Genomic DNA, 25,705 nt, shown 5'->3' on the forward strand with positions numbered 1-25,705 from the left:
TCGTGGGCGGGACCGATTGTTTTGGGTGCGTTTCGTGGGAACCCGCTCAGGACGGGTCGGCAGGCATCTGGGTGAAATCGACGGGCTGACCGAAGTATTCCTCGACCAATGCGTTCAGCGTGCCGTCCTCGCGGTAGCTCGCGATCAGCTTGTCCATTGCTTCGGCCAGTTCCGCGTCACCCGGGGCGACGGCAACGGATTGGGTTTTGGGCGAGCGCACCTCGGGAAGCACGGTGATCAGCTCGTCCTTGGCCGCAAGATAGGACGGCCCGAGGTAATCCATGCCGATCCAGTCGATGCGGTGGTTCTTGAGGTCGAGCGACATCTCGGTCCAGCCGGGATATTCGCTGACCTTGCCAAGGCATCCCTCGGGCAGCGAGGCTTCGATCAGGCCAAGTTCGGCGGAGCCGCGAATCACGCCCACGGTCTTGCCGCAGACATCGTCCCAGCCGCCGATCTCGTCATTCGCCGCCAGTTTGGTGACCGCCACGCCGTTGATGATGTAGGGCGAGAGCATGATCAGATCGTCCGACGCGAGACGCTCGGCGGTGCGGGTCACGCCCGAAGAGACGACATCGAAGCGGTCCGAGGCGAGACCCGGCAGAAGACCTGCCCAATCCAGCTGTTCGAACTCGACATTGACGCCAAGGTCTTCCGCCAGCTTGGTCATCACGGCCACATCGAACCCGCCAAGCTCGCCGTCATCCCCGATCATCGAGAACGGCGGCGCCGAGCCGGTGGTCCCGACAACGATGGTGTCGGTCTTGAGAAGTTCATCTTTGAAATCGGCAGCGGCGGGGCCAGCCAAAAGGGCACCTGCTGCCAAAACCGCCATCGCGGCCATAGCACGTTCGGTCATCCAGACCTCCTTGGTTCAAGTGTTGGAAAAGTCGGGTCTTTCCGGGGCCGGTCTTTATGCCGATCCTTCCGGGGCGAGACCGGGCCTGCGCGGCCCGTCCCTGTCGTTCAGAGCCGCGTCAGAGATGACGCAGCATGCCGCCATCGACCCGGATCATTGACCCGGTGACGAAGGAGGCCCGTGTGGACGCGAGAAACGCCGCGACCGCACCGAATTCCTCGGGCCTGCCATAGCGCCCGGCCGGGATCGTCGCGCGCGAGCTTGCCTGCACATCCTCGACGCTCTTGCCGGTGCGCTTCGACGCGGCCTCGTCGAGCTGCGCGACGCGGTCCGTCGCGATGCGCCCGGGCAGGATCATGTTGACCGTGATGCCATCGGCGGCGACCTCCGCCGCGAGGGTCTTGGACCAGCCCGCCAGCGCCCCGCGCACGCCGTTCGACAGCGCGAGGTTGGGGATCGGCGCCTCGATCCCGGACGAGCCAATGGTGATGATCCGTCCGAAGCCACGCTCGCTCATGCCCGGCAGCAGCGCCGAGGTCAGCGTCATGATCGGACCGGCCATCGCCGCCCATGCCTCTTCCCAGGCCTCGGGCGTTTGCGCCTTGGCCGGGCCGGGCTTGGGGCCGCCGGAGTTGTTCACCAGAATGTCGATGCCCTGCGCGGCCATCTGCGCGGCAAGGTCCGAGACATTTTCCGCATCGGTCATGTCGAGCGCGACCGGCGTCACGAGATCGCCAAACTCCGCAGCCCAGTCCCTGATCGCATCAAGGTCGCGCGCGGCGGCAAAGACTTTCACACCCTCGCGGGCCAGCTCCTGCGCGCAGGCGGCGCCAAGACCGCGGCTGGCACCAAGTACGAGAGCGGCTTTTCCCTGCAGTCCGAAATCCATCAGCCAAGCTCCTTCAGTCGGCGTTCCTGTCTGCTGATCAGATAGTCGACCTCTGCTGCGGCAGCGGCGGTCAGCCCCGAGCCCGGCGCGCGCAGGGCGGGCGAGGCAATGGCGCCGCGCCGCGCCAGAACGTGCTTGCGAACGGCAAGACCAAGTCCGGGCTGAGACTCGTAGCGGATCAGCGGCAGATAGGCGTCAAAGAGGTCATGCGCCCGGTCTTTCTCCCCCGCGGTCATCAGCCGGGCGATCTGCACCATCATCTCGGGATAGCCGAAGCCGGTCATCGCGCCATCCGCGCCGCGCGCCATTTCCTCGGCCAGAAAGCCCCCGCCATTGCCGCAGAGGATCGAGATGCGGCGCTGTCCCGCCGCCTCGGCCTGCCGGATCTTGGTGATCTTCTGCAGGCCCGGCCAATCCTCATGCTTGAGCATCTTGATCGAGGGAAAATCGTTGATGATCCGCGCCAGAACCTCGTCGCTGATCACGACTTTGGTGGCCAGCGGGAAGTCCTGAAGCACCACGGGGATGTCCGGCCCCAGGGTCTTCACCACCTGCCCGTAGTAGCCATGGATCTGCGTGTCGGTCTGCAGGCTGCCGGGCGGCGCCACCATGACGCCAGCGGCCCCCATGTCCATCGCGGCCATGCTCAGTTCGCGCAACGCGGCGAGGCCGGGGGCAGACACACCCACCACCACCGGACGGTTCCCGGCCCGCGCAATGACCCGGCGCGAGATTTCCAGCGCCTCGGATTGCGTCATCTTCGGCGCTTCGCCCATCATCCCAAGTATGGTCAGCCCGTCGGCCCCGGCCTCAAAGTAGAAGTCCGTCACCCGATCGAGGCTCTGCCAGTCGATGGCTCCCTGCTCGTCAAAAGGCGTTACGGAAATCACGAAGACCCCAGAGGTGTTCTCGTCGATCAAACCCATATCTCGTCTCAACTTCCCATTCTCATCCCCTGCCCCGCGGCGCGGCGGCATGGCGTGTCGTTTCAGGCAAACCAGCCCGCCGTGGCGCGTTTCACCAGCCGCCCCGAGCCCGGTGCATTCAGCACCTCGCTGCCGTCCCAGACCGGCGCGCCGCGCAGATAGGTGGCCGCGACCCGCGCGCCGAAGGTTTCGCCGTGGAAGGGGCTCCAGTTCAGACCGTCCTGCGCGCGAGTCTCGTCCCAGACAAAGGCACCTTCCTCGAGCACGGCGAGATCCGCCTCGCGCCCGATCTCGATGGCGCCCTTGCGGTCGTCGATCCCGAAGAAGCGGGCGGGGTGTTCCGAAAGCATCTGCGCGCACATCAGCGCCGGATCGTGACCGCGGTCACGCGCAAGCGTGAAGAAGGCGGGCAGCAGCGTTTCCATGCCGGGCACGCCCGCCCCCGCGTCGAAGATGGAGTCGGTGTATTTGTTATCGATCGGCCAGCTGGAGTGGTCGGAGGAGACGAAAGCCACATGCCCCGCCTCGACCGAGGCCCAAATCCCGTCGATCGCACCGGGGCGGATCGGCGGGTTCACCTTCATCCGTGCGCCCAGACGTTCACCGTCGCGGGCGGCGTCGAACCAAAGGTAATGCACGCAAAGCTCGCCCGTCGCGCGCATGCCCGAAGCAGCAAACATCGCCGTGATGTCAAAGCTTTCGCGTGCCGTCTGGTGGACGGGATGTGCATGCGCTCCGGCGGCTTGCGCCAGCGCGAAGAACTGTGCGGTCGCAGCCATCTCTGCAGCCAGCGGACGCGAGGTGGAATGCGCTTCGATGCCTTCGATCCCCGCAGCGCGGGCGCGCGCCATGCGCGCATGAACAATTTCCTGATCCTCGTTGTGCAGTCCGAGCGGCAGGTCGGTGGCCGCAAGCTGTTCGAAGAGGTCGAGCGTCAGATCCTCGGCGATGCGCGGAAAGCGGGTCGGGCTGCTCTCGAATGACGAGATCTTGAAGGCCACAACCCCGGCCTCGATCAAAGCCTTAAGCTGCGCGACGCCGGTCTCACGGGTCGCCGTGCCATAAAGCGCCATATCGGCATGGGCGTGCTGCGCCACCGCATCCGCCTTCGCGGCGAAGCGGTCGGGGCGGTCCAGCGGCAGCGGATTGTCATAGGGCATGTCCACAAGCGTCGTCACCCCGCCCGCAACGGCTGACGCCGTGGTCGGTGCGATGCCGGGAAGTCCCAGGTAACTGGTCGCATGAGTCTGGCCATCGACGACGCCGGGCAGGATCAGTGCCGAGCCATGATCGTCGGTCTGCGCCGCGGCGGGCGGCACGCCCTGCCCGATCGCGGTGATCCGCCCGTCCTCGATACCGACCCAGCCTCCTTCGATCCGACCGTGCGGGGTGACAAGGCAACCTTTGACAATGCGGTCCATCACGAACCCTTCCTTGTGTAGTCAAGATCCAGCGCCGAAATGGCGTTGGCGACGGCCGCCTGCACAGGGTCGATCACGACACGCCCGAGCGCCGCCTGGAGCTCCGGGCGCTGACCGCCCATGCCGGCGCAGCCAAGGATGAGCACCTCGGCCCCGTCCTCATCGATCAATGCCCTGCCGGTGCGGGTCACTGCAGCGCGCGCTGCATCGACGTCATTGGCCTCGGCCACGGTCATGTCGACGGAACGGTCTCCTGCCAGCCGGGTGGACAGACCCAATCCGTCGATCCGCGCGAGGTGACGCGCGATAGAGGAAGGGCCGAGCGAGACCACGCCGAAGCGCGCGCCATGCATCAGCGCGGCGCAATAGGCCGACTCTGCGATCCCGAACACCGGCTTGTCGGTCACCTTCCGCGCCTGCTGGACGCCCGGATCGGAAAAGCAGGCGATGACAAAGGCGTCCGCCTCGGTGCGGCGGACATAATCGACAACGAGTGGCACCACATCCGCGACGTGCTGATCGGTTTCAATCCCCTCGGGGCCCTCTTCCAGCGTGTCGCAAATGATCGCGTGGCGTGTCGTGGCGATGAGCGGCGCAAGACAGTCCTCCATAGAGGTCGTCACCTTGCGGGAACTGTTGGGATTCAGGACGGCAATCTGCATTTCGGTTCTTTCGGTTTCGTCGGCCGCAGGAGGAGCGAACGGTCATTTGGAGGCTCTCGAAGGTCGGGTCCACTCACCCGAAAAAAGAGGTCTTTCGGTGCACGTCGCGGGGAATTCGCGGCCTGCCGCTCATGTCGCCCCGAGTGCTTTTTGATGAAGCGCGGAGCCGCAGACCGATGTGCTCTTTGGCGAAGCCCGGCTTCAGAGGTGTCCGTCCGGATCGGGCCATGCACGGAGAAGTTATGAAGACAGAATATGCGTAAGTATCTGTAATCACGCGACGAGCTCCGGCGGTCGCGCTCTGCGTTCGGGACGCAAGAGCTGGTCGTTGATCTTGTCCATACATGAATAATCGAATCATCCACGGTTGCGTTCTAATGAGATGTTTGGAGATATATCACGTGATATCAATACCGACATATCGGAAGAGAGGCACCGGAGAAGCTTCCCGTGCCAGTTGCCCGTTTTCTGTGCATTTCTTCAGCGTTTCTGCCTCACCAGACGGGCAGACCGAGTTGGCTCGCCCATCGCATGCGTCACGCAGAAGGTTCGATTTCCCCGCATCGAACAGCTGATACGCGGCGCAAAAGGTGATCCTCGGCACCGCCGAAGTGCTCGATGAAGTCAAAGGAGAGAGTGAGGGCCCTCTTCCCGGCACCTTTGCCCCCGCGAGCCTGTGCCAGCAGGGATAGTTCACCGCATATGCGGCGGGCCAAAAGCTCGCGTATTTCTTCGTCGGTCTGCTGGGACGGCGCGCTCATGTGTGGGGCGCGATGCGCCGACTGTTCCCGATACAGGGTCGAGACCGACCACCAGAGCCTGTCCGCGGGATCTTGGACCCGATGACGGCTATGCTGATGCGTTGGGTAGCCTCTCCTGGCGACACCTATGCCAGATTGATCCAGAGCGGATCAGGAGGACATGCCACTGTCATGCTGAACCGCGGGCGAAGCAATGACCTCCGGACAAGGACATCTCCGACTTCCGGCCCGCGTTAGCGCCCAAGGCGGCACGCCGTCGATCCGCCGACCCTGGATGGTATTTGACCGCGCTCATCATCGGGCCGCACGGCATCAATCCCTGCCAGTTCCCCTATCGACGCGAGCGATATCCGCCTCGGCGCGATCCGCAAGGTCTTCGAGCAGTTGCGCAGCCGGGACATCGGTCAGCGCCGATGTCCAAAGGCGGTTCGCGATGTCTTCGTGCATCTGGACCACGTGCTCCATGTCGATGATCGAGGCGACGCCGTAGCGCACGTTGGGAATATCGACGACCCGGAACGGGCTGTTCACGACGCGGCTGCGATCCATCTCGCGGATGATCTGAAAACCGGACACCGGCAGCCCTTCGGTCAGCACGCCGATCTGCACGCCCATCTGCGGCGAACGCAGCATCTGCGCGATATGCCTGACCTCGCGCACGGCATGGCTGCGGCGCGCGTGCACCAGCCGCGCGGAAGGATTTCTCCGGGCCACGAGCCCCGTGGCAAGGAACCGCTCGATCTCGGGGACAGAGGAAATCGACACCAGCCCCATGCGCCGCGCCCGGAAGGTTTCCTTGCGTCCGCGCAGAGAGGTCAGCAGATCATCGAGGCGGCGCTGCACCCCGGTGGAAACATCGGGAAAGGTCTCGGTCAGCGCCTCGCGCAGCACCTCGTCATATTCATCGGAGGTCAGCATATAGGCAATCGGGCCAAAGACGATGACCGAGGACAGCGCCCGCGCTTCGATCTGCCGGATCCGCTCGAAGAAAACGATCCCGTCCGAGACGAACTCGATGTCGATCCCCAGCAGCGCCGTCATCGGGACCTGCAAGAGGTTCGCCAGCTTCTGCACGGTCTCGATCTTCACCACCTCGCCCTTCTCGTAGCGATAGACCGCCGCGCGGCTCACCCCGAGCCGGGCCGCAAGATCATCGACGCTGCGCCCCGAGGCGATGCGATAGGTGCGCAGGCGGTCTCCGATGTCGGAAAAGCGCGGCCCGGTCTTGGCCATTTGTCTCACCTCATGAGAATCTGGTGACTAATTTTTCATTTTTATCATTTCTTGAAACTTCTGCGAAAGCCCTTCTCAGGCGATGGTGGCGAAAAGTTAGAGGGACAAGACATGCTGACTCATCTTGCCGCCACGGTTGACGGCGCGAAGGTTGTTTACGACCGCACCGAACAAGACGGCTATCCGGTCATTTTCGTGCATGGCGGCTTCGGCAGTTCGTCCGAGTTGTGGCATTCGACCATGGACAGCCTGCCCGAGGGGTTTAGCGGTTACGCGATCAACAACTTCCTGCGCTCGGACGCGCCGCCCGACGGGTACACCATCGAAAGCCTTGCAGCCCGGGTCGCGCATTTTGCGCAGGCGCTCGGCCTTGAGCGCCCGGTCATCGTGGGCCACTCCATGGGCGGCGTCGTGTGTCAGCAGGCGGCGATCAGCTATCCGGATGTGATCGGCGGCCTTGTCACGGTCGGCAGCGGCCCGACAATGAAGGGGCACAACACCGGACGGGGCCTGCTGGCCACGATGCGCGAGGCGAACGGCATCACCGAGGAACTCATGCGCGGCATCAGCGCAAAGTGGTTCTACAAAGAGCCGCCCGAGGGGTTCTTCGACGCCTATGTCGAGCGTGCCATGCAAGCGCCGATGCAAGCGGTGATCGACATTCAGGCAAGCCTGCTGGACACCGATCTTGTCGACGACCTTCCGAATATCGCAGCGCCGACGCTGGTGCTGCATCCCACCGAGGACTCGGGGCGCCCGATGGAACACGCCGAGCTGCTGATGGCGGGTATTTCCAATGCGCGGCTGCATGTGTTCAAGGACTGCGGCCACTCTCCCATGCTCGAATCGAAAACCGAGTTTGACACCGTCTTCCATTCGTTTCTCCGCGACGTGAAAGACGGAACAACCAAAGCGGACCAGTGATGTTCCCAACAGAAAGGACCACCCTCATGAAGCCCTCGTGCTCCAAGCTCGGCCAAGCGCTCGGTGCCTTTGCACTGACCGCCGCGCTGTTTCCCGCCACGCTTTCGGCGCAGACCGCCGTCAATGTGCTTGGCGGGTTCTCGAACCAATACCAGAACGCCGAAATCGAAAAGCCCTTCTTTGAAGGTCTTGAAGAGGCGACCGATGGTGCCGTCTCCGTGCGCTTCCGCTCGATCGACGAGCTGGGCCTGAAGGGCTACGACGGTTTCCGGCAGCTGCAGTCGGGCGTGTTCCAGGTCATGGAAATCTCGCCGGGCTATGTTGCGGGGGATGATCCCTTCGTGATGGGTCTCGACCTGCCCGGCATCATGCCGGAACTGGACACCAATCGCGCCGCCATCGAGGCCTATCGCGGACCGCTTGCCCAGCGGGTTCGCGAGAAGTTCGACGGCGAGCTGCTGACGATCTGGCCCTATCCCGCCTCGATGCTGTTCTGCAGCGGCGAGCTGAACAGCCTGTCCGATCTGAAGGGCAAAAAGGTGCGCGTCTTCTCGCCGGCGCTCAACGATCTGGTGTCCTACTTCGGTGCAAGCGGCGTGACCCTGCCCTTCTCGGAGGTCTATCCGAGCCTGCAGCGCGGCGTCGTCGATTGCGCCATCGCAGCCTCGCTCTCGGGGTATGAGGCAAAGTGGCATGAGGTGACCGACACGCTGTTCACCCTGCCGCTCACATGGGCGAACCAGCTTCATGTCGCCAATGGCGAATTCTGGGATGGCCTGCCCGAAGACGACCGCGCGGCGCTCACCACCGAGTTTGCCAAGATGGAAGACGAGATGTGGTCGGTCGCCGAGGATGCCACCGCGCAGGGCATCGCCTGCAACACCGGCGAAGGTGAATGCACCTTTGGTGACGCTGCCGACATGAAGCTTGTCGAATATTCCGCCGAAGACGAAGAGAAGCTGATCGAAGCGGTGAATTCCGTGGTTCTGCCCGGCTGGGCCGAAGATTGCGACGCGGCCTTTGGCGAATGCTCGGCGATCTGGAACGAGACCGTCGGCGCCGCAACCGGTTACAGCATCGAATGACCTCCCCGTGACCGGCCCCTTGCGGGCCGGTCCAACCTGTGCCGGGCCGATCCGTCGGTCCGGCGCCTTTTTTCTGGGACTCACGTGGCGCCGCACGCCTAAGAGACGAACGGCGCAATGACCAAAGTGCGATGGAGCAGCGGATGCGGAAACTTCTGGATATCGTGACGATTGTGGCCGGGGCCGGGTTTCTGGGCCTTGCCTTTCTGACCGCCTACGAAGTGCTGAGCCGCAAGCTGTTCAACCATTCTCTGGCCGGTGTGGACGAGATCGGCGGCTATATCTATGCCATCGGCGCCGCCGTCGGCTTCACCGCCGCGTATGTGGCCAATGCCCACATCCGGATCAATCTGATCGTCGCCCGCTTCCCGGCCTTGGTGCGGCTGGTGCTGAATGTTCTGTCGCATGCGATCCTGCTGGCCTTCGCGCTGTTGCTCACCTGGCGCGGAGGGGCGCAATGGCTTCGCTCCTACGAGCTTGGCGCCGTTTCCCCGACCCCGCTCGGCACAAAGCTGGTCTATCCGCAGGGCATCTGGCTCGTGGCTCTGGCCTGCTTCACCCTCGTCATCGCCGCCCGGCTGGTCCGCGCGCTTGCGAAAATCCCCGGCGAGGGCGGCATCGCCGCAGCAGCGCGCGACCTCGACATCGACGATGTCTCTGCCGAGACACAGGCCGAGCTGACCTCGCTCAAAAGGCGCCAGTCGCCGGAAGGACTTTGAGATGATCGAAACGACAACCCTCGCCGCACTCTATATCGCCCTGCTTGTCGGCCTGTCGCTTCTTGGGTTCCATGTGGCCGCTGTCATGGCCATGCTCGGCGTGATCGGCGCGCTGCTCACCTTCGGGCCCGCTGTCGTGATGAACATCGGCGGCCTCGCATGGTCGACGTCGAACGATTATCTGCTCGTCGCGCTTCCGATGTTTGTGCTGATGGGCGAACTGCTGCTTCGCTCGGGCATCACCGACCGGCTGTACAATGCGCTCTCGGCATGGGTGCGCGGCGTGCCCGGCGGCCTTTTGCACAGCAACATCTTTGCCAGCGCGATCTTCTCGGCCACCTCCGGGTCGAGCGTTGCGACGGCGGCGACCATCGGCAGCGTGGCCATGCCGAACATGACCGAGCGCGGCTATAACGAGCGCCTCGCCCTCGGCTCCATTGCGGCAGGCGGCACACTTGGCATCCTGATCCCGCCCAGCATCAACCTGATGATCTATGGCGCGATCACCAACACCTCCGTGGGCCGTCTCTTCGCGGCGGGGGTTGTGCCGGGCGTGCTGATGACGATCCTCTTCTCGGCGGTCATCGTGGTCTGGACGCGGTTCGACCGCGCATCGGCGGGACGCGGTGGCACCCCTGCCCCGATGCGCGAACGGCTCGTGCTGCTGGTCGATCTGCTGCCGATCCTGCTGATCTTCGCCGTGGTCATGGGCAGCCTCTATTCCGGTTTTGCCACCGCCACCGAAGCCGCCGCGCTTGGCACCGTCGCCGCCACCGGCCTCGCTGCGGCCCGCGGCCGGCTGAACCGCGCGATGCTCGCCGAAGCCTTCCGCTCGACGATCAAGGTGACCGGCATGGTAACCTTGCTGATCGTCGCGGCCTTCTTCCTCAACTTCGTGCTGGGTCTCATCGGCATCCCGCAGGCCGTCGCTCAATGGGTCGATACGGTCAGCACCGGCCCGCTGATGACCCTGCTGCTGCTGATCTGTCTCTATCTCGTCCTCGGCTGCTTTATGGAAACGCTCTCGATGCTGATCACCACCCTGCCGATCGTGACCCCGATCGTGCTTCAGCAGGGGATCGACCCGGTCTGGTTTGGCATCTTCGTGGTCATCATGTGCGAGCTGTCGCTGGTGACGCCGCCCGTCGGCATGAACCTCTTCGTCGTGCAGGGCATCCGCAAACCCGGATCGGACGTGCGCGACGTGGTGCTGGGCGCGATCCCCTTTGCCCTGTGCATGCTGGTTCTGGTCGGCCTGCTGATCGCCGCGCCAGTCCTCGCGACCTGGCTGCCGGACATGCTCTACGGCTGATCTCCCCTCCTTCGGAAGCTCCTTGAGCGCTGGCCCCCTCGGGCCAGCGGCACTCCCCCTTTTGGCCGCTTGAAAGCGAGAAACAGAATGAACGCCCCCGCTCCCTCCGTCGAACCGCTCGACACGCTGGCCGCACGGCTCTTCGACGACATTCGCGGACTTGCGCCCGATGCCGAGGGGGTCTCCCGTCCGGCCTTCTCCGAGGACGAGAGCCGCGTTCTGGGCTACCTGGCGCGCGAGATGGCAGCGCAGGGACTGGCGGTCGAGGAAGACGCGGGCCGCAACCTTGTCTTTTGCCTGCCGGAACATGCCGAGGCGGAAGCGTGGGATCTTATCGGAAGCCACGTGGATTCCGTGCCATGCGGCGGCAATTACGATGGCCTTGCCGGTATTGTCGCGGGGCTGTTGGTGCTTCTGAACGCGCATCGCGGCGACAGTCATCTGCAGAGACCCCTCAAATGCATCGCGCTGCGGGCCGAGGAAAGCGCATGGTTCGGCACCTGCTATCTCGGCTCCAAGATGCTGACCGGACAGCTCACGCAGAAGGACCTCAGCGCGCCGCACAAAGGAGATGGACGTCCGTTGCGCAGCCATCTTGATACGCTTGGGATCGATACAGAGGCCGTTGCGGCGGGAACGCCACTCGGCAACATGTCGCGCGTATTGTCCTACGTAGAACTGCACATCGAGCAGGGCCCCCAGCTTGTGGAGGCCGAGCTTCCGGTTGCCGTGGTTTCCGCGATCCGGGGCAACTTTCGCTTCCGCCAAGTCCAGTGCATCGGACAGGCCGGGCACTCTGGCACCGTGCCGCAGAAGGACCGCCACGATGCCGTTCTGGCCTATGCCGACTTCATGAACGGGCTGGAAACCCACTGCCTCGAACGGCTGTCCCGCGGCAGCGATCTGGTGATGACCTCGGGCGTCGTGGGCACCGATCCCGATCAACACGCCATCGCGCGCATTCCGGGCAGCGTGTCCTTTTCGCTCGACATTCGCTCTGGCTCGAAGGCCCTGCTTGCGGAGCTGCGCGCCGAGGTCGAGGCGCGGATGAGCCGCATTGCCAAGACCCGCGAGGTTCGGTTCCTGACCGGCGCAGTGGTCGAAACACAGCCCGCCGAGCTGGACCCCGCCGTCACTGCTGCCTTGGAGCGGGCGATGACGGAGGTCGCCGGGCGCGGTCTGGTCCTGACCTCGGGCGCCGGCCACGATGCCGCGGTCTTCGCTGGCGCAGGCGTGCCCACTGGCATGGTCTTCGTGCGCAACCGCAATGGCAGCCACAACCCGCAAGAAGCCATGGAGATCGCCGACCTGATGGTCGGCGTCGAAGTCCTCAAGACTTATTTCTCGCAACCTACGTCAGCAGATATCACCCAAACTTCCATCGATGAGGCAAACATGTTTGACGATCTGATCGAAATTTTCGAAGCCCGCGGCAAAGGCCTCCATGCCCATGAAGCACTCGCGACCGCCGCGCGCACCGCAGCAATGGCCCGTCCGGACATGGCCGTCGCTCTGCACCTGATCGCCAGCCGCGCGGATGCGTTCGCGGAGCGTCATGACCGGATGCCCCTGACTGCCAAGGATGTGGCAAGAGCCGAAAACGCGTTGCGTGCACTTATCTCCACCTTGGAGGAAGCCCTGTCAGCGGAATCGGACAGTCAAGCATTGGCCTCTCTGGCGGTCGCAGCCCAGAAATGCTGCGCAGAAGAGCTTGCGCAACGCTGACCTGCTCTGCTCCCCAGCGCTGGACCACCGGAAGCTGGAATTTTCCGGCTGTTTCACGATGACGGGCTGGTGGCGTCACCGGGATAGTGCACAGCAATCGGGACCTTGTATCCGGTCGCGCCGTGGGGCTTGCGGTAGAAAAGGATATCCACACCATCGGTGCCCAAGCCCAAAGCGCTCGGCGAGACCCACCTTCGAGTGGGCGTTGGCATAGATCGTCTCGTGGCGCACACGGGCCCATGCTGCTCGAGACGCATCCGGCCGGCGATCTGCTCCGGTGACCAGCCAGCGCTGAGCCCATGCAGGGCGGCAGCCTTGAGCGGAGGGGGCTGAACCATCTTGTGGTGAAGGGCGCGGCTCAGGCGGTCCGCGATCTCGGGGATCTGCATCTTGGCCTCACGCCACTTGGCAATCCCGATCCGCTCCTCGAAACTCAGCTGAAGGTCACAACGACCCAACCCACATCCTCCATGCAAACTCCTGTTTTGATAAAGAATTTGCACTTCGTTCGTGATTCCACCCCGCTATTTTCTTTCTTCGGTAAGGCCGAAAATATGGAACCTCGAAAAGCTGCGACCCGCGGAAAGACAGCCACGGGTCTTGTTCGGTCGTGGCGAAAGCGCATGGGAGACAATTGCCAGCGCGACCCAGTGCCTGAACCCAGTGCCTAGCTGCCGCGATCAGTCGAATTCGGCCACCGTGACCGCCGCGAGCCCGACGCTGCATCAACCCTGGATTGGCATTTGACCCAGCCCATTCGCTGGGGTCCGCTCATGACCATCGTCATGGCTGGAAACCGGAACGGAAAGCAGCGTTTCCCCGCCGGCACACAAGCGCCGGCGAGGAGAGAGACATCTGGTTTCAAGAAGCGTTTCGCCGGAGTGCCCTAGTGTACTGGCTCGGGGCCCATGATGGCATAGGGGAGCGTCGTCGAAATAGCCGGCACGTATGTCACCAGGATCAGGAACGCGAACAGGACGAGCACGAACGGTGTTGCCGCCTTGACCACCCTAACAAGGCTCATCCCGGTGATCCCCGAAGTCACGAAGAGGTTGAGACCGATCGGCGGGGTGATCATTCCAATTTCCATGTTCACCACCATGATGATCCCCAGATGGATAGGGTCGATACCCAGTTCGATGGCGATCGGGAAGACAACCGGGGCAACGATTAGAAGCAGCCCCGAGGGTTCCATGAACTGCCCGCCGATCAGCAGAAGGATATTGACCGCGATCAGGAATGTTATCGGCGTAAAGCCATATTCCAGCATCCAGGCGGTAATGGCCTGCGGGATACGCTCCGAGGTCAGCACATGCGCGAAGAGCATGGCGTTGACGATGATGAACATCAACATGACTGTCGTGCGCGCCGCTTCGACGAAAGCCCGGCTGGTGTCCGGAGCGACGAGCGCCGGAAAGAAGGCCCGAGCTGTCAGCGCGATGTTTCGCCCGAATAGTCCTGCCCCGGAAGCCAAGGCGGGTACGGCAGAGGTGCGTCCGCGCAGCAAGAGATAGGCTGCCATGGCCCCGAGGCCAACGAATAGGCCGGCAACTGGCGTATGAGCTTGTCGCATGAAGGCGCCGATCACGACAATGAAGATCGCCAGGCACAGACCATAGAGAATGGCCCGCTGTCCGGTCCGAGCGTTCTCCGAAACTCCCTCCGGCTCCCAGGATTTGTCTGCCAACGGGCCAGAGTCGCGATAGCCGAAGTTCGCCACGAGGAAGGCATAGACCGCTGCCACGGCGGCAGCCTCGGTCGGCGTGAAGACCCCGCCATAGATCCCGCCCAGGATGAGCACGATCAGAAAGAGCCCCAGCCCTGCGTTCTTGCCACTGTTGACGAGATGTCCGACTCCCATCCACTCGCCCGCCGGCAGGTTTCTGACCCTGGCCATGATGTAGATCGCCACCATCAACGAGAGTCCGGCCATGATGCCCGGAATGACGCCCGCAAGGAACATGCGTCCGACCGAGACGTCCGTGGCCGCGGCATAGACCACCATGGTGATCGACGGCGGGATGAGAATGCCAAGCGTTCCGGCATTGGCGATGATCCCCGCCGCGAAATCCTTGGTGTACCCAATCCGCTCCATGCCGACGATCGAAAGCGAGCCGATAGCGACGACGGTCGCAGGTGAGGATCCCGAGAGCGCTGCGAAGAGCATGCAGGCAAGCACCGAGGCCATCGCCAGCCCGCCGCGGAAATGGCCCACCGACGCGATCGCAAAGTCGATCATCCGCCGCGCCACGCCGCCCGTTGTCATAAACGTCGATGCCAGAACGAAGAAGGGAATTGCCAGCAGCGTGTAATTTTGGGACGCGGTGAAGAGCTGGAGGGCGACGGACGACATGGAATCTGTCGAGAGGAATGCGATCACAAGGACGGATGACAGGCCCAGGGACACGGCGATCGGCACGCCGATCAACATCAAGGTGAAGACCAGGATGAACAGGGTGAGGGTTTCCATGGGTCAGTCCTCGGCGGAAACGGAATTACGGTTGTCGGCGACGAGCTGTTCTGCCTCATGGCCTGCGATGATGGCTTCGCGCTGGTTGGTGGCGATTTGCCAGCTCGCCTCCAGCGCCCTGTAGGCAAGAAGCGCGAGACCGACGGGCAAGATCAGATAGGCGAGCCAGCGCGGCACACGTTCGTCGAGCCCGAACATCTGGGACATCCATTCGGGCCAGCGCAGCATCTCCATCCCCAATCCGGAATTGAAGAAGCGTTGCCAGTAGAAGACCGCCCCACCCCGCGCCTGACCACCGAAGATCGAGAGCCAGTCAGCGGAAAGAAGGATGACGGCATAGAAGAAGACCGCGAGGGCTCCCAGTGTGGCGCAGATACGGAAGAGCCGCCGCGGAAGAAGCCGGATTACCACGTCCACCCCGAGGTGTAGTCCGGTCTTCAATCCGTAAGACATGCCGAAAAGGATCAGCCATGCAAACATGACGCGGGTCAGATCCAGCGCTCCGGTCCAGCCGCTGTTGAACGCATAGCGGGCCACGACCTGCGCAAATGAAATCAGGACCATCCCGGCAAGAATCAAGGTGAGGATGCGTTCCTCGACCATCACCACCAGTCCGGGCCGTGCCCGTTCGACAAGGTGAATTACGACGACGAGGGCCAGCAAGGCAAAGAACGGCCAGTATGCCGACATGCTGCATCCTCCTTCTAATTGGGTGTTGAAAGTGTTGTGCGTGCAGAGCGATGTGTCTGCGCGGGACGACGGCCTGCGCCGTCGCCCCGGAGGCATCAGTCCGCGCCACCGCTGGCGACTTCGATGACCTCGGTGCCGATATCGGCTTCGAACCGCTTCCAGACCGGCTTCATCACCTCGACCCAGGCGGCGCGTTGCTCGTCGGTAAGCTCTCGCACGGTTCCGCCGTTGTCGATGATTGCCTGACGAGCTGCCTCGTTCGCCGCGTTGGCGCGGGCGTTATACTCCGCGGAAACCTCATCCACGAGGGTGGTGAAGGCCTCGTGATCGTCGCCGAGGCTGTCGAGGAACTCCGGCGATGTCACGATGAGGTAGGTGAGGAACTGGTGATTGGTTTCGGTGACACCATCCTGAACCTCGTAGAATTTCCCGGTATAGATGTTCGACCAGGTGTTTTCCTGTCCATCCACAACCCCGGTTTGCAGCGCGCCGTAGACCTCGGCGAATGCAAGTGCCTGCGGCGTTGCATCAAGCGCTGCGATCATTGCCTCGGTCACTTCCGAAGTCGTGGCGCGGAACTTCAGCCCGGCCGCATCCCGCGGTTCCACAAGCGGGCGGTTTGCCGAGAACTGGCGCATCCCGTTGAAGATCCAACCCAGACCGATGATGCCACTGCCCTCCATGGACATCAGAATTTCTTCACCTTGCTCGGTTTCGGTGAAGGCCTGCACGGCTTCGGTCGAGTCGAACAGGAACGGAAGGTTGAAGACCTGGAGTTTCTGGGTGTAGGCGTCGAATTTACCCACATCGGGCGCAGCCAGCTGCACATCGCCCAGCATAAGCGCCTCGAGCACCTTGTCGTCGCTGAACAGCGTGGAGTTTGCGAAGACCTCCATGCACATTGTCCCGTCGAACTGCTCGTCGAAGCGCTCGGCGAGCGCCGCGACCATCTCGCCCTTGGGGTGGCCGGCGACCGCTGTCACATGGCTGAACTTGATGACACGCTCGCCGCCGTCACAGGCGGCCTGAGCCAGAACAGGCATGACGGAAAGCGCGGCGGCGCTGCACAGGAATTTGCTGAATTTGGTCATGGTATCCTCCCATAGATGACCGTCCGCGCTTGTGTGGCAGTCAAGCCTGCCGTCCCGTCCCGGCGCGCAGTTCCCGGGACGGGTTTCTCCGAGCTGCGTCAGCGTGGCGCTAACGCACGGGCAAGAGCCGTCGGTCAGATGTCCATTTCGGCGAAGACTTCCTGAGCGGTGCGGAAGCTGTCGATGCCCGCCGGAACGCCACAGTAGATTGCGACCTGCAGGAAAATCTCGCGCAGCTCGTCTTTGGTCAGCCCGTTGTTGATGGCCCCGCGGACATGCAGGCGCAGCTCGTGGGTACGACCGAGCGCGGAGATCATGCCGAGGTTCAGAATCGAACGCTGTTGCTTGGTCAGGCCCGGGCGGTTCCAGATCTCATCCCAGCAGTACTCCGTCACCAGTTGCTGCATCGGGAAGTTATAGTCGGTCGCTTTGTTGACCGAAGCGTTGACGTATTCGTCGCCCAGGACGGCACGGCGCGTTTCCAGCCCCTTCTTGAATTTCTCGGTGAACGGGGTTCCGTCGGGTGCGGTGCCTTCGGCATGCATGGACATGGCGGTTTCCTTCGATTGGTCTTGGATACAGGGTGCCCACCCCATTGCCAGGACAATGGAGCAGATCGCGTCATCGGGTTGGCGGGGTCAGCTGTCGGCGAGGAAGCGGTAGATTTCCGTGTGGTCGGCATCCGGCCCAAGCCTGTCTTGTGCCGCCTTCCACCGAACGGACGTTTCAGCCAGAGAGCCCATCTGTAGGTTCAGGGCTTCAGCCAGATCGTTGGCGATGCCGATGTCCTTGGCCATCAGACCAAGCGCAAAGCCCGAACCGAAATCGCGGTTCAGCACGAACTGCTTCATCTTCACTTCGGTGGTATTGTTGCGTCCAGTCGACACGTTCAGCACATCCACGATCACCTCGGGCGCGAGACCAAAGGTCTCTCCCAGGATTACGCCCTCCATGGCTGCCACCATGCCAGCGCCGGACACGTAGTTGTTGATAGCCTTCATCGCGTGGCCCGAGCCGATCTTCCCGGTACGGAAGATCTTGGCGCTCATCGCCTCGAGCACGGGCTGGATCGCATCGATCACGGTCGGTTCTCCGCCTGCCATGATCGTCAGCGTGCCATCGACTGCGCGCTTGCGCCCGCCAGAGACAGGGGCGTCTACCAGCCGGAAGCCACGCGGCTGCAGTTGCTCGGACAGGTACGTTGTGTCCGTCGGGGCGCTGGAACTCATATCGACGATGATCGCCCCGGGCGACAGCGCGTCGGCGACTCCGGCCTCTCCAAGCAGGACGTCGCGGACGATTGAGCCATTCGGCAACATCGTGATGACCACATCCGCTCCCCTGGCTGCTTCTTTCGCAGAGCTGCAGGCCGTCGCGCCCGCGGCCGCGACCTCTGCGCGCGCGGCCTCGGACTGGTCAAATCCCTGCACGGAAAAGCCGGATTTAAGAAGGTTTTCGACCATCGGCAGGCCCATCCGGCCCAGCCCGATGAATCCTACCACCGTAAGTTCATTCTTTGTGTTCATCGGCTCCTCACCCTTTTTCTCACCTTTGTCAGATTCGCAGACAATCTGTCAACGCAATTTCCGTACGGTCAGTCACCTCCTTCGCTTGGAGAGACGACATATTGCTATTTTCTTGAAGTTATAGCAGTGTGGTGCTTGCTTTGGGTCTTTAGACCTCACTGCCTACCGGAGCACATATGCATACAATCAGACAAAATGATGTGCCGGATCTGGTCCAGCCACGCACAGCTCGGGAGAACGGGAATGGGTGATTCAAAGGCTCAGAACCTGCAGATCCCACGTCGCAGCGCCACGCTGCGCTCCATGGTCGAGGACAATCTGCGAAAGGCCATCGCCTCGGGAACCTTCAAGCCCGGACAGCGGATGATCGAGCGGGATCTCTGCGAAAGAATTGGTGTCGGGCGGACCTCAATTCGCGAAGCGCTCCGCCAGCTGGAAGCCGAGGGGCTGGTGGTCAGCTACCCGCACAAGGGGCCTGTTGTCGCGTCCTTCAGCGCGGAAGAGGTGCGCCAGCTCTACGTCATCCGAGCCGAACTCGAGGGATTTTGCGGTCGCGAATTCGCGAGGCACGGATCGCGGGAAGACATCGCGAAGCTGATCCGGGCCGTTGATGCGTTTGATCGCGCGGCCCAGGGCGATGATCAGGAGGCTCTGATAGAAACCAAGACGCACTTCTACGATGTCCTCGCCCAAGGCGCGGGTAACATCTATGTCACGCAATTCCTGACGTCGCTGCACAACCGGATCACCCTGCTTCGAGTATCCTCGATGCGGCAACCAGGTCGCCTGCCGGAAAGCGTTCGGGAAATCCGCCTGATTTCTGAGGCGATCGCGGCTGGGGAGCCTGAGCGCGCCGAGGCCGCCTGCAAGCAGCATATTGAAAATGCCGCACGAGTGGCCATCGCGCAGGCGCTGACGGGTCAATCCAATGACGCGGAAGAATGATCCGCGCTACACCAATGCGAGCGACGCCGCGACCTCCGACAGACGCGCGCCGATTTCATCGCAGCGCTCAGGCGTGGCCTCCGCGGCCGTCAACGAAACGGCGATGCCCGCCGATGGTTGACCGCTGGAGGCCATGACCGGAACGCCAACACAGATCATGCCCTCGCGAATTTCGCCGTTGTCGATGGCATAACCGCGTGCGCGGACCAGCCGCATCTCGTCCTCGAACCTCTGAGCATCCCGCGAGCCGTTTGGCGTCAGCGGGGCCGGCCAGGGGTTCGAGAGCAGCCGCCGCCTTTCTTCAGGCGATATGTAGGCAAGCATGGCCTTGCCAGTGGCCGAGTAGACCGCCGGAAGCCGAAGCCCCGCGCGGAAGGTGAAGCCCAACGGCTGCTCCGAATTGCGGCAGTCCAGGTAGGTCACGTGATCTTTGTCGAGCGTAGACAGCGTGACGGTGTATGCGGACACGCCGCGGTCGGAAAGCAGAATGCGGCGAAACTCCGAAACGAGCGAGGTGCCGCTCAGGTAGGCTGCGCTCCAACGCAGGCAGTGCGAGCTGAGGGCGTACCCCTCTGTCTCTGGCCTCAAGACTCCGCAAGCCACCAGCGTTTCGCAGATCCCCAGCGCAGAGCTTTTGGGCACCCCCAGATCGCGGGACAGGTCTGACAGGCCCACGGGCCGCCCAGCCTGCGCCAAGTGGTCAAGAATGCGAGCGGCGCGCTCAACCGCCGGCGCGCGGCGCAGGGAACGTTCGGGCAAAAGCCACCTCCTGAAAGCAAGCGGAAACACCTTGGCGAATTGACATCGCCAAAAAGCCGCCGGTATGATCCAAATTAGGAATGTTGGTTCATATATGGAACATCTACGTGTCAAACGCAAGCCCTCAATTTGCCGACCCGGCCCCCAAACTCGCTGACCCGTCCCTTCTGAAGTCACGCTGCCTGGTTAATGGCGACTGGGTCGCCGCGGCATCTGGTGAGACTTTCGACGTCACGAATCCCGCCGACAGCAGCCGTGTTGGGCAGGTTCCGAGCATGTCGCCCGATGAGATCCCGGCCGTCATCGAGTCCGCTCGCATCGCGCAGGCTGACTGGGCCGCGTGGACGGCCAAAGCCCGATCCGCCGTCCTTCGGCGCTGGTTCGAACTGATCATGTCGCATATCGATGATCTTGCCCTGATCCTGACCCGCGAGCAGGGAAAGCCACTTGCCGAAGCACGCGCGGAGATCGCCTATGCCGCTTCCTTCGTGGAGTGGTACGCGGAGGAGGCAAAGCGCATCTATGGCGACACGATCCCGGCCCCTCATGCAGGTCAGCGCATCACCGTGCTTCGCCAGCCGGTGGGCGTGACCGCCGCCATTACACCGTGGAATTTCCCTGCGGCCATGGTGACGCGCAAGGCAGCTCCGGCGCTGGCAGCAGGTTGCTCGATGATCCTTCGCCCCGCCGACCTGACTCCGCTGACCGCGCTAGCCCTGGCAGAGCTGGCCTGCCGCGCTGGCGTGCCCGCCGGGGTTCTACAGGTCGTCACCGGCTCGGCCCGTGAAATCGGTCAAGTTCTGACCGACAGCCCGGTGGTGCGCAAATTGTCTTTCACCGGGTCGACGGAAGTCGGGCGGCTTCTCATGGCGCAGTGCGCAGGCTCAATCAAGAAACTCTCGCTCGAGCTGGGCGGAAATGCCCCCTTCATCGTCTTTGACGACGCCGACCTGGACGCAGCAGTAGACGGCGCAATGGCGGCCAAGTTCCGAAACGCGGGACAGACCTGCGTCTGCGCCAACCGGCTTCTCGTGCAGCGCGGAGTCCATGACGAGTTTACCGAGAAGCTGGCGGCCCGCATGGCAGCCCTGGAAGTTGGCCCCGGCGAAACTCCGGGCATCCACATCGGCCCGATGATCGAACGCAAGGCACTCGACAAGATCGACGAACATATCGGCGACGCGCTGGCCAAGGGCGCACGTCTGGCGCAGGGCGGAAGGCGTCTTGGCGGGCTTATGATGGAGCCAGCGCTGCTGGTCGGCGTGACGTCTGAGATGCGTGTTGCACAAGAAGAAACTTTCGGACCACTTGCACCGATCTTTGCCTTCGACACAGAGGAAGAAGCGATCGCAATGGCCAATGACACGATTTACGGTCTGGCCGCCTATTTCTACACCGACAGCCACGCGCGCACCGTGCGCGTATCAGAGGCGCTTGAGTACGGGATGGTCGGTCACAATACCGGATTGATATCCAACGAAGTGGCACCCTTCGGCGGTATCAAGCAATCAGGACTGGGCAGCGAAGGATCCCGCTACGGGTTGCTGGAATACCTGGAGATGAAATACCTCTGCAGCGCCCATTAGAGGACCGGCTGATCCGGGCGCCAGCGCAGTGCTGCAGCACTGCGCTGGCGCCCGGACAGGGATCTTTGCCAGTTTCGAGCGTTCGATCGGAACACGTTTCTTGACGCTAAGTTTCGCCTGAACCGCGCCCATGGCAGACTTTCCCATCAGAAAGCCATCTGTTTTCCAGTGCGCGCCGCACTTGAAGGCAGCGCGCTGCATGTATCGCTGCATGTATCCATGCGCGGACCCGCATGAACGAAATATGCAATTTCGATCAGTGGATTAGCAATACTGAGCTTCGCTCAGAATCCATGGAACCGCGCCTGCACTGCTGAAATGGCCCAACCGTGAACACCGTGATGCCGTCGCGCGCGCCCGGCGCGAGCACGGCCTGGAAAATGCCCGCCCCGAGCCAGGGACGGGCCCCGGTGCCCATGGCGCAGCCCTGAAGAGCGCCGGCGGTACAGTCAGTCTTTCAGGAGTGCGTCCGCCCAGTCGGCGATGGCATCCGCGGTCTCGACCGGTTTCGCCGCCGGCAGCGCGTGGCTGGCACCGTCGATCACCGTGACCGTCACGCGATCACCCAGCTCGTCGCGGACCTCCATGCGCGAGCTTTCCGGCCGGAAGGGGTCCGAGCCCGCCTGCAGGTCGAGGATCGGCGCGGTGCCGCCCGCCCAGTAGTCCTCGCGGTCGGTCAGCTTGCGCGCTGCGCGCTGGCTGACTGTGACGTCCTGGTGCCAGCCCTCGAGCCAGGGCTCGGCGCTCGCCTCGTCGGTGAAGAACGCCAGCAGCAGCCCTTCCATCTTCTGATCGCGGCTCGAGTCCGGATCGTTGATCATGGTGATCGCCTCGGAAAGCTCCGACGGCCAGGACTTCGCACCGCCCGCGATCAGCGCCAGGCCCGAGACCATCTCTGGGTGGTCAGAGGCGATCGTCTTGGCGATCCACTGGCCGTAGGCATGGCCTGCGACGATGGCCTTGCCGCCCTCCTGGGCAATCACCGCGGCGAAGTCGTCGCCGAAGTCGTGGAAGGACACCTCGGTCATCTTGCCGGTGCTGGCCCCGATGCCGCGCGGTTCCGGCAGCGCGACGCGGTAGCCGCGCTCGGACAGCCTGTCGGCCAGCGGCGCAAGCTCGCCGGAGCTGCGGCCGGTCGAAGCAATCACCACCACCAGCGGCCCCTCGCCGCGGACCGAGTAGCCCACCTGCGCGTCACCATTCATCGCCGTCTTCTCCTCGACCTGCGCTTGCGCAAGGCACGGCATCGCCAAGGCGAGGGCAAGGCCCATCGCCGCAAATCTCGTTTTCATGTCGCCATTCCTCCAAGGGCCCCACACTGTCCGCGACCTGTCCCGGCGTGGGGTGAGCCGGGGGCGGGTCCGCTCAGAACCCGGGGCGCGGAATTCCGGACGCCTGCTCCGTCACCGGGTCTTCGTGTGGCCCATGTCCACCGAACCTTCTCCACCCGGGGCATATTGCAGCATCGGCCGTTCATAGATGTCGCCGATGCCTGCGAAGAAGGGACCGCCCAGCCTGGAAATCGGAGCCAGCTTGGTGACGTCCACCCTGCGTCCATCGAACACGGTCTCGGCGAAATGGAAGGCCAGCACCTCTCCGATGTAGAGCGTGTTGATACCCTTGCCGAGGGTCACGCTCTGATCGAGACGGCACTCCATCTGGATCGGAGAGGCGGCAATGCGCGGCGGGCGAACGTGGCGGCTTGGCAGCACCGAAAGGCCGAGTTCCTCCACTTCGCTGATCTCCGGGGGGAAGTTCTGGGCGGATGCCCGGATCGCCTCCATCGCGTCATGCGTGGCCACGTTCACCACAAATTCCCCGGTATCGAGGATGTTGCGCGCGGTATCCTTCATCTCGCCATCGGTGCCGGCCCGCAACGCGATGTTGACCGCCAGCATTGGCGGCGTCGTGGCCACGTAGTTGTAGGAACTGAAGGGGGCCAGGTTCACACGGCCCGCCGGGTCCACCGTGCTGATCCAGGCGATCGGCCGAGGCACCACGGCGCCGACGAGCAGCCGATACGCCGTTGCGGAATCCATCCCCTCGGCATCGAGCGTGTCATAGGTGGTCATTGGGTATCCTTTGTTTGGCTTTGCATCTGCGGCTCGGAGAGAGAGGACGGGGACGCGGCGCGCTGGCTTTTCCAGATCGCCCGCGCGCTGAGGAGAAGCAGCCCGGCGAGCAGCGCCAGAAGCACAACGCTGATCGGCCGTTCCCAGAAGATCGAGAAAGAGCCCCGCGACATGAGCAGCGCGCGCTTGAAGTGTTCCTCCATCATCGGCCCAAGGATGAATCCCAGCAGAAGCGGCGCAGCGGGATAGGCGAGACGGTTCATCACCAGGCCGACGATGCCGAAGATCATCACCAGTGCGATGTCGAAGACCTGGTATTCGATCGAGTAGACGCCGATGCAGATGAAAAAGAGCATCGCCGGGAACAGAATGTTGTAGGGGATCGACAGCATCCGCACCCACACGCCGATCAGCGGAATATTCAGGATCAGCAGCAGGACGTTGCCGATCCAGAAGCTTGCGACGAGCCCCCAGAACATCTGCGGCTGGTCGATCAGGAATCTGGGCCCCGGCACGACACCGTGGATCATCATCGCGCCCAGAAGGAACGCCATCAGCGCGTCGCCCGGGATACCCAGGCTCAGGGTTGGCACAAAGGCCGACTGGACTGCCGAGTTGTTGGCGGCCTCGGGTGCGGCTATGCCCTCCAGCGCACCCTTGCCGAACCGCTCCGGCGTCTTCGACTGGCGCTTTTCCACCGCATAGGCAATGAAGGTCGCGATGGTGGCCCCGGACCCAGGAAGCGCGCCGATCACCGCGCCGATCGCCGTCCCTCGCAGGGTCGGCTTTACGATGACCTTCCACTCGGCCTTGCTGGGCAGCATCGACTTGAAGGTGATCTTGCCCGTGGCAGGTTTGCGAGACGTATCGTCGACGATGGAATTCAGGATCTCGGCCACGCCGAACAGGCCCATGGCAATCGTGACGAGGCTGATACCGTCATAGAGCTCAACCTGCCCGAAGGTGAACCGCGAGACCCCCGAGTTCAGATCCGTCCCGACCAGGCCCAGCGTGAGGCCCAGGGCGACCATCGCAAGGCTCTTCAGCTGCGATCCCGAGCCGATGGTCGAGGCAAGGAACAGCCCAAAGGCCATGATCAGAAAGTACTCTGCCGACGAGAACGACAGCGCCGCGCGGGCGATCAGCGGCGTGAAGCCCATCATCAGGATGATCGCGATCGAGCCGCCGACGAAGGAGCAGATCGTCGTGACGAAAAGCGCCAGTCCAGCTCGGCCCTGCTGGGTCATCGGATAGCCGTCAAGCGCCGTCACCGCCGCCGTCACGGTGCCCGGCACATTCAGCAGGATCGACGCGGTCGAGCTGCCGTATTGCGCTCCGTAGAAGATGCCGGCGAGCATGATCATGGCAACGGTGGGATCGAGGTAATAGGTCATCGGCAGGCACAGCGATACCGCCGCCAGGGCACCCACACCGGGCAGGACCCCGACAAAGGTGCCGATCGTCACGCCAATGAAGCAGAACAGCAACGCGTCGAACGACAGCGCCCGCTCAAACCCAATGAGAATATCCGCATACATCTCCATCACCCCCAAAACGCATCGAGCGGCAGCTTGAAGCCGAGGATGAAGACGACATATCCAAGGGCCGCCAGCCCGATCGCCGTCAGACCCGCCCGCCGGAGGGTCATCGCGCGTTCCGCAAAGGCGCCGATGAATGCCAGCAGCAGCGTCGCCGGCACGAGCCCGAGCGGCGCCACCGTCGCGGCGAAGGTGCCCAGGCTCAACGTCACCATGACCAGCGGGCGCACCGGCGCATCGAGCTTGGGGCGGCCCCCGCTGCGAAGCTCAAAGAGGATCCCCAGAGCCAGGAGGGCCAGCCCGCAGCCGACCGCGACCGGCAGGAAGCCCGGGCCCATGCGCCGAAGCGTTCCGACACCGACATTGGCACCTTCGAACGCGACGTAGAGTCCAAGCAGGAACAGAGCCGCCGCGACTGCGTATTCCCAGGGGCCGGATCTTTGCCCCGGTTCGGTATTCTCTTGAGGTTCCATGAGTGCGTGGGTCCAATTCTGCGTCGAATGGGTGAGAAG

At 63.2% G+C, this 25,705-nt stretch carries 23 protein-coding genes and 1 pseudogene; 7 read left to right on the top strand and 17 right to left on the bottom strand.

What is annotated here, in order from left to right; all coding sequences use genetic code 11:
- Positions 1 to 46: 46 nt before the first annotated feature.
- The 6 genes from BM397_RS18785 to BM397_RS18815 form a co-directional block, all read right to left on the bottom strand.
- A complete protein-coding gene (locus BM397_RS18785; protein ID WP_092429420.1) occupies positions 47 to 859 on the bottom strand; it encodes a substrate-binding periplasmic protein in 813 nt (270 codons plus the stop codon).
- 118 nt (positions 860 to 977) lie between these two features.
- The gene (locus tag BM397_RS18790; RefSeq protein WP_092429422.1) at positions 978 to 1,748 is read right to left on the bottom strand and encodes an SDR family oxidoreductase; all 771 of its coding nucleotides are present in this window, start codon (positions 1,746 to 1,748) and stop codon (positions 978 to 980) included.
- Positions 1,748 to 2,674 (bottom strand): dihydrodipicolinate synthase family protein, encoded by a 927-nt coding sequence (locus tag BM397_RS18795; protein WP_092429424.1) that lies wholly within the window; start codon positions 2,672 to 2,674, stop codon positions 1,748 to 1,750. Before BM397_RS18795 ends, BM397_RS18790 begins: the two co-directional genes overlap by 1 nt.
- A 62-nt stretch (positions 2,675 to 2,736) precedes the next feature.
- Positions 2,737 to 4,095 (bottom strand): dihydroorotase, encoded by a 1,359-nt coding sequence (locus tag BM397_RS18800; protein ID WP_092429426.1) that lies wholly within the window; start codon positions 4,093 to 4,095, stop codon positions 2,737 to 2,739.
- Positions 4,095 to 4,757, bottom strand: a complete 663-nt coding sequence (locus tag BM397_RS18805) for an aspartate/glutamate racemase family protein (RefSeq protein ID WP_092429428.1) — start codon at positions 4,755 to 4,757, stop codon at positions 4,095 to 4,097. Before BM397_RS18805 ends, BM397_RS18800 begins: the two co-directional genes overlap by 1 nt.
- Positions 4,758 to 5,830: 1,073 nt before the next feature.
- Positions 5,831 to 6,751 carry a helix-turn-helix domain-containing protein gene (locus BM397_RS18815; protein WP_092429432.1) on the bottom strand — a complete coding sequence of 307 codons (921 nt, stop codon included), beginning with the start codon at positions 6,749 to 6,751 and terminating at the stop codon, positions 5,831 to 5,833.
- A 111-nt stretch (positions 6,752 to 6,862) separates the two neighbouring features.
- Between BM397_RS18815 and BM397_RS18820 the strand changes: the two genes are divergently transcribed.
- The 5 genes from BM397_RS18820 to BM397_RS18840 all read left to right on the top strand — a co-directional run bounded on the left by BM397_RS18820 (position 6,863) and on the right by BM397_RS18840 (position 12,516).
- Positions 6,863 to 7,675: an alpha/beta fold hydrolase gene (locus tag BM397_RS18820; protein WP_092429434.1), complete on the top strand. Its 813-nt coding sequence runs from the start codon at positions 6,863 to 6,865 to the stop codon at positions 7,673 to 7,675.
- Positions 7,676 to 7,701: 26 nt separating this feature from the next.
- A complete protein-coding gene (locus BM397_RS18825; protein ID WP_176806836.1) occupies positions 7,702 to 8,760 on the top strand; it encodes a TRAP transporter substrate-binding protein in 1,059 nt (352 codons plus the stop codon).
- A gap of 143 nt (positions 8,761 to 8,903) precedes the next feature.
- On the top strand, positions 8,904 to 9,479 hold the full coding sequence (locus BM397_RS18830; protein WP_176806838.1) for a TRAP transporter small permease subunit: 576 nt from the start codon (positions 8,904 to 8,906) through the stop codon (positions 9,477 to 9,479).
- Position 9,480: 1 nt separating this feature from the next.
- Positions 9,481 to 10,791 carry a TRAP transporter large permease gene (locus BM397_RS18835; RefSeq protein ID WP_092429440.1) on the top strand — a complete coding sequence of 437 codons (1,311 nt, stop codon included), beginning with the start codon at positions 9,481 to 9,483 and terminating at the stop codon, positions 10,789 to 10,791.
- An 87-nt stretch (positions 10,792 to 10,878) separates the two neighbouring features.
- Positions 10,879 to 12,516, top strand: coding sequence for a Zn-dependent hydrolase (locus tag BM397_RS18840; protein WP_092429442.1), 1,638 nt, complete (start codon positions 10,879 to 10,881; stop codon positions 12,514 to 12,516).
- 102 nt (positions 12,517 to 12,618) lie between these two features.
- Here BM397_RS18840 and BM397_RS29745 read toward each other — a convergent pair.
- The 6 genes and pseudogenes from BM397_RS29745 to BM397_RS18870 all read right to left on the bottom strand — a co-directional run.
- A pseudogene (locus BM397_RS29745) lies at positions 12,619 to 12,974 on the bottom strand (IS30 family transposase); the annotation flags it as partial.
- A 428-nt stretch (positions 12,975 to 13,402) separates the two neighbouring features.
- Positions 13,403 to 14,986, bottom strand: coding sequence for a TRAP transporter large permease (locus BM397_RS18850; protein ID WP_092429446.1), 1,584 nt, complete (start codon positions 14,984 to 14,986; stop codon positions 13,403 to 13,405).
- A gap of 3 nt (positions 14,987 to 14,989) precedes the next feature.
- The gene (locus BM397_RS18855; protein ID WP_092429448.1) at positions 14,990 to 15,676 is read right to left on the bottom strand and encodes a TRAP transporter small permease; all 687 of its coding nucleotides are present in this window, start codon (positions 15,674 to 15,676) and stop codon (positions 14,990 to 14,992) included.
- Between the two features lie 95 nt (positions 15,677 to 15,771).
- Complete coding sequence (locus BM397_RS18860; RefSeq protein WP_092429450.1) at positions 15,772 to 16,767, bottom strand: DctP family TRAP transporter solute-binding subunit; 996 nt, start codon at positions 16,765 to 16,767, stop codon at positions 15,772 to 15,774.
- 134 nt (positions 16,768 to 16,901) lie between these two features.
- Positions 16,902 to 17,318: a carboxymuconolactone decarboxylase family protein gene (locus tag BM397_RS18865; protein WP_092429452.1), complete on the bottom strand. Its 417-nt coding sequence runs from the start codon at positions 17,316 to 17,318 to the stop codon at positions 16,902 to 16,904.
- Positions 17,319 to 17,405: 87 nt separating this feature from the next.
- Positions 17,406 to 18,293, bottom strand: coding sequence for an NAD(P)-dependent oxidoreductase (locus BM397_RS18870; protein WP_092429454.1), 888 nt, complete (start codon positions 18,291 to 18,293; stop codon positions 17,406 to 17,408).
- A gap of 243 nt (positions 18,294 to 18,536) precedes the next feature.
- Between BM397_RS18870 and BM397_RS18875 the strand changes: the two genes are divergently transcribed.
- Positions 18,537 to 19,238 (top strand): GntR family transcriptional regulator, encoded by a 702-nt coding sequence (locus BM397_RS18875; RefSeq protein WP_092429456.1) that lies wholly within the window; start codon positions 18,537 to 18,539, stop codon positions 19,236 to 19,238.
- 6 nt (positions 19,239 to 19,244) lie between these two features.
- Here BM397_RS18875 and BM397_RS18880 read toward each other — a convergent pair whose 3' ends face one another.
- Positions 19,245 to 19,997, bottom strand: coding sequence for an IclR family transcriptional regulator (locus tag BM397_RS18880; RefSeq protein ID WP_176806840.1), 753 nt, complete (start codon positions 19,995 to 19,997; stop codon positions 19,245 to 19,247).
- Between the two features lie 80 nt (positions 19,998 to 20,077).
- Between BM397_RS18880 and BM397_RS18885 the strand changes: the two genes are divergently transcribed.
- Positions 20,078 to 21,583: an NAD-dependent succinate-semialdehyde dehydrogenase gene (locus BM397_RS18885; protein ID WP_092429458.1), complete on the top strand. Its 1,506-nt coding sequence runs from the start codon at positions 20,078 to 20,080 to the stop codon at positions 21,581 to 21,583.
- Positions 21,584 to 22,032: 449 nt separating this feature from the next.
- On the opposite strand, the gene BM397_RS18890 is transcribed toward BM397_RS18885, so the two are convergent.
- The 4 genes from BM397_RS18890 to BM397_RS18905 all read right to left on the bottom strand — a co-directional run bounded on the left by BM397_RS18890 (position 22,033) and on the right by BM397_RS18905 (position 25,666).
- On the bottom strand, positions 22,033 to 22,875 hold the full coding sequence (locus BM397_RS18890) for an alpha/beta fold hydrolase (protein ID WP_092429460.1): 843 nt from the start codon (positions 22,873 to 22,875) through the stop codon (positions 22,033 to 22,035).
- Between the two features lie 111 nt (positions 22,876 to 22,986).
- Positions 22,987 to 23,655, bottom strand: coding sequence for a flavin reductase family protein (locus BM397_RS18895; RefSeq protein WP_092429462.1), 669 nt, complete (start codon positions 23,653 to 23,655; stop codon positions 22,987 to 22,989).
- On the bottom strand, positions 23,652 to 25,193 hold the full coding sequence (locus BM397_RS18900; RefSeq protein ID WP_218124920.1) for a tripartite tricarboxylate transporter permease: 1,542 nt from the start codon (positions 25,191 to 25,193) through the stop codon (positions 23,652 to 23,654). Before BM397_RS18900 ends, BM397_RS18895 begins: the two co-directional genes overlap by 4 nt.
- Before the next feature lie 5 nt (positions 25,194 to 25,198).
- A complete protein-coding gene (locus BM397_RS18905) occupies positions 25,199 to 25,666 on the bottom strand; it encodes a tripartite tricarboxylate transporter TctB family protein (protein WP_092429466.1) in 468 nt (155 codons plus the stop codon).
- Between the last annotated feature and the right edge of the window lie 39 nt (positions 25,667 to 25,705).

Source organism: Alloyangia pacifica, assembly GCF_900116195.1.
In the GTDB taxonomy this organism is placed as follows: domain Bacteria; phylum Pseudomonadota; class Alphaproteobacteria; order Rhodobacterales; family Rhodobacteraceae; genus Salipiger; species Salipiger pacificus.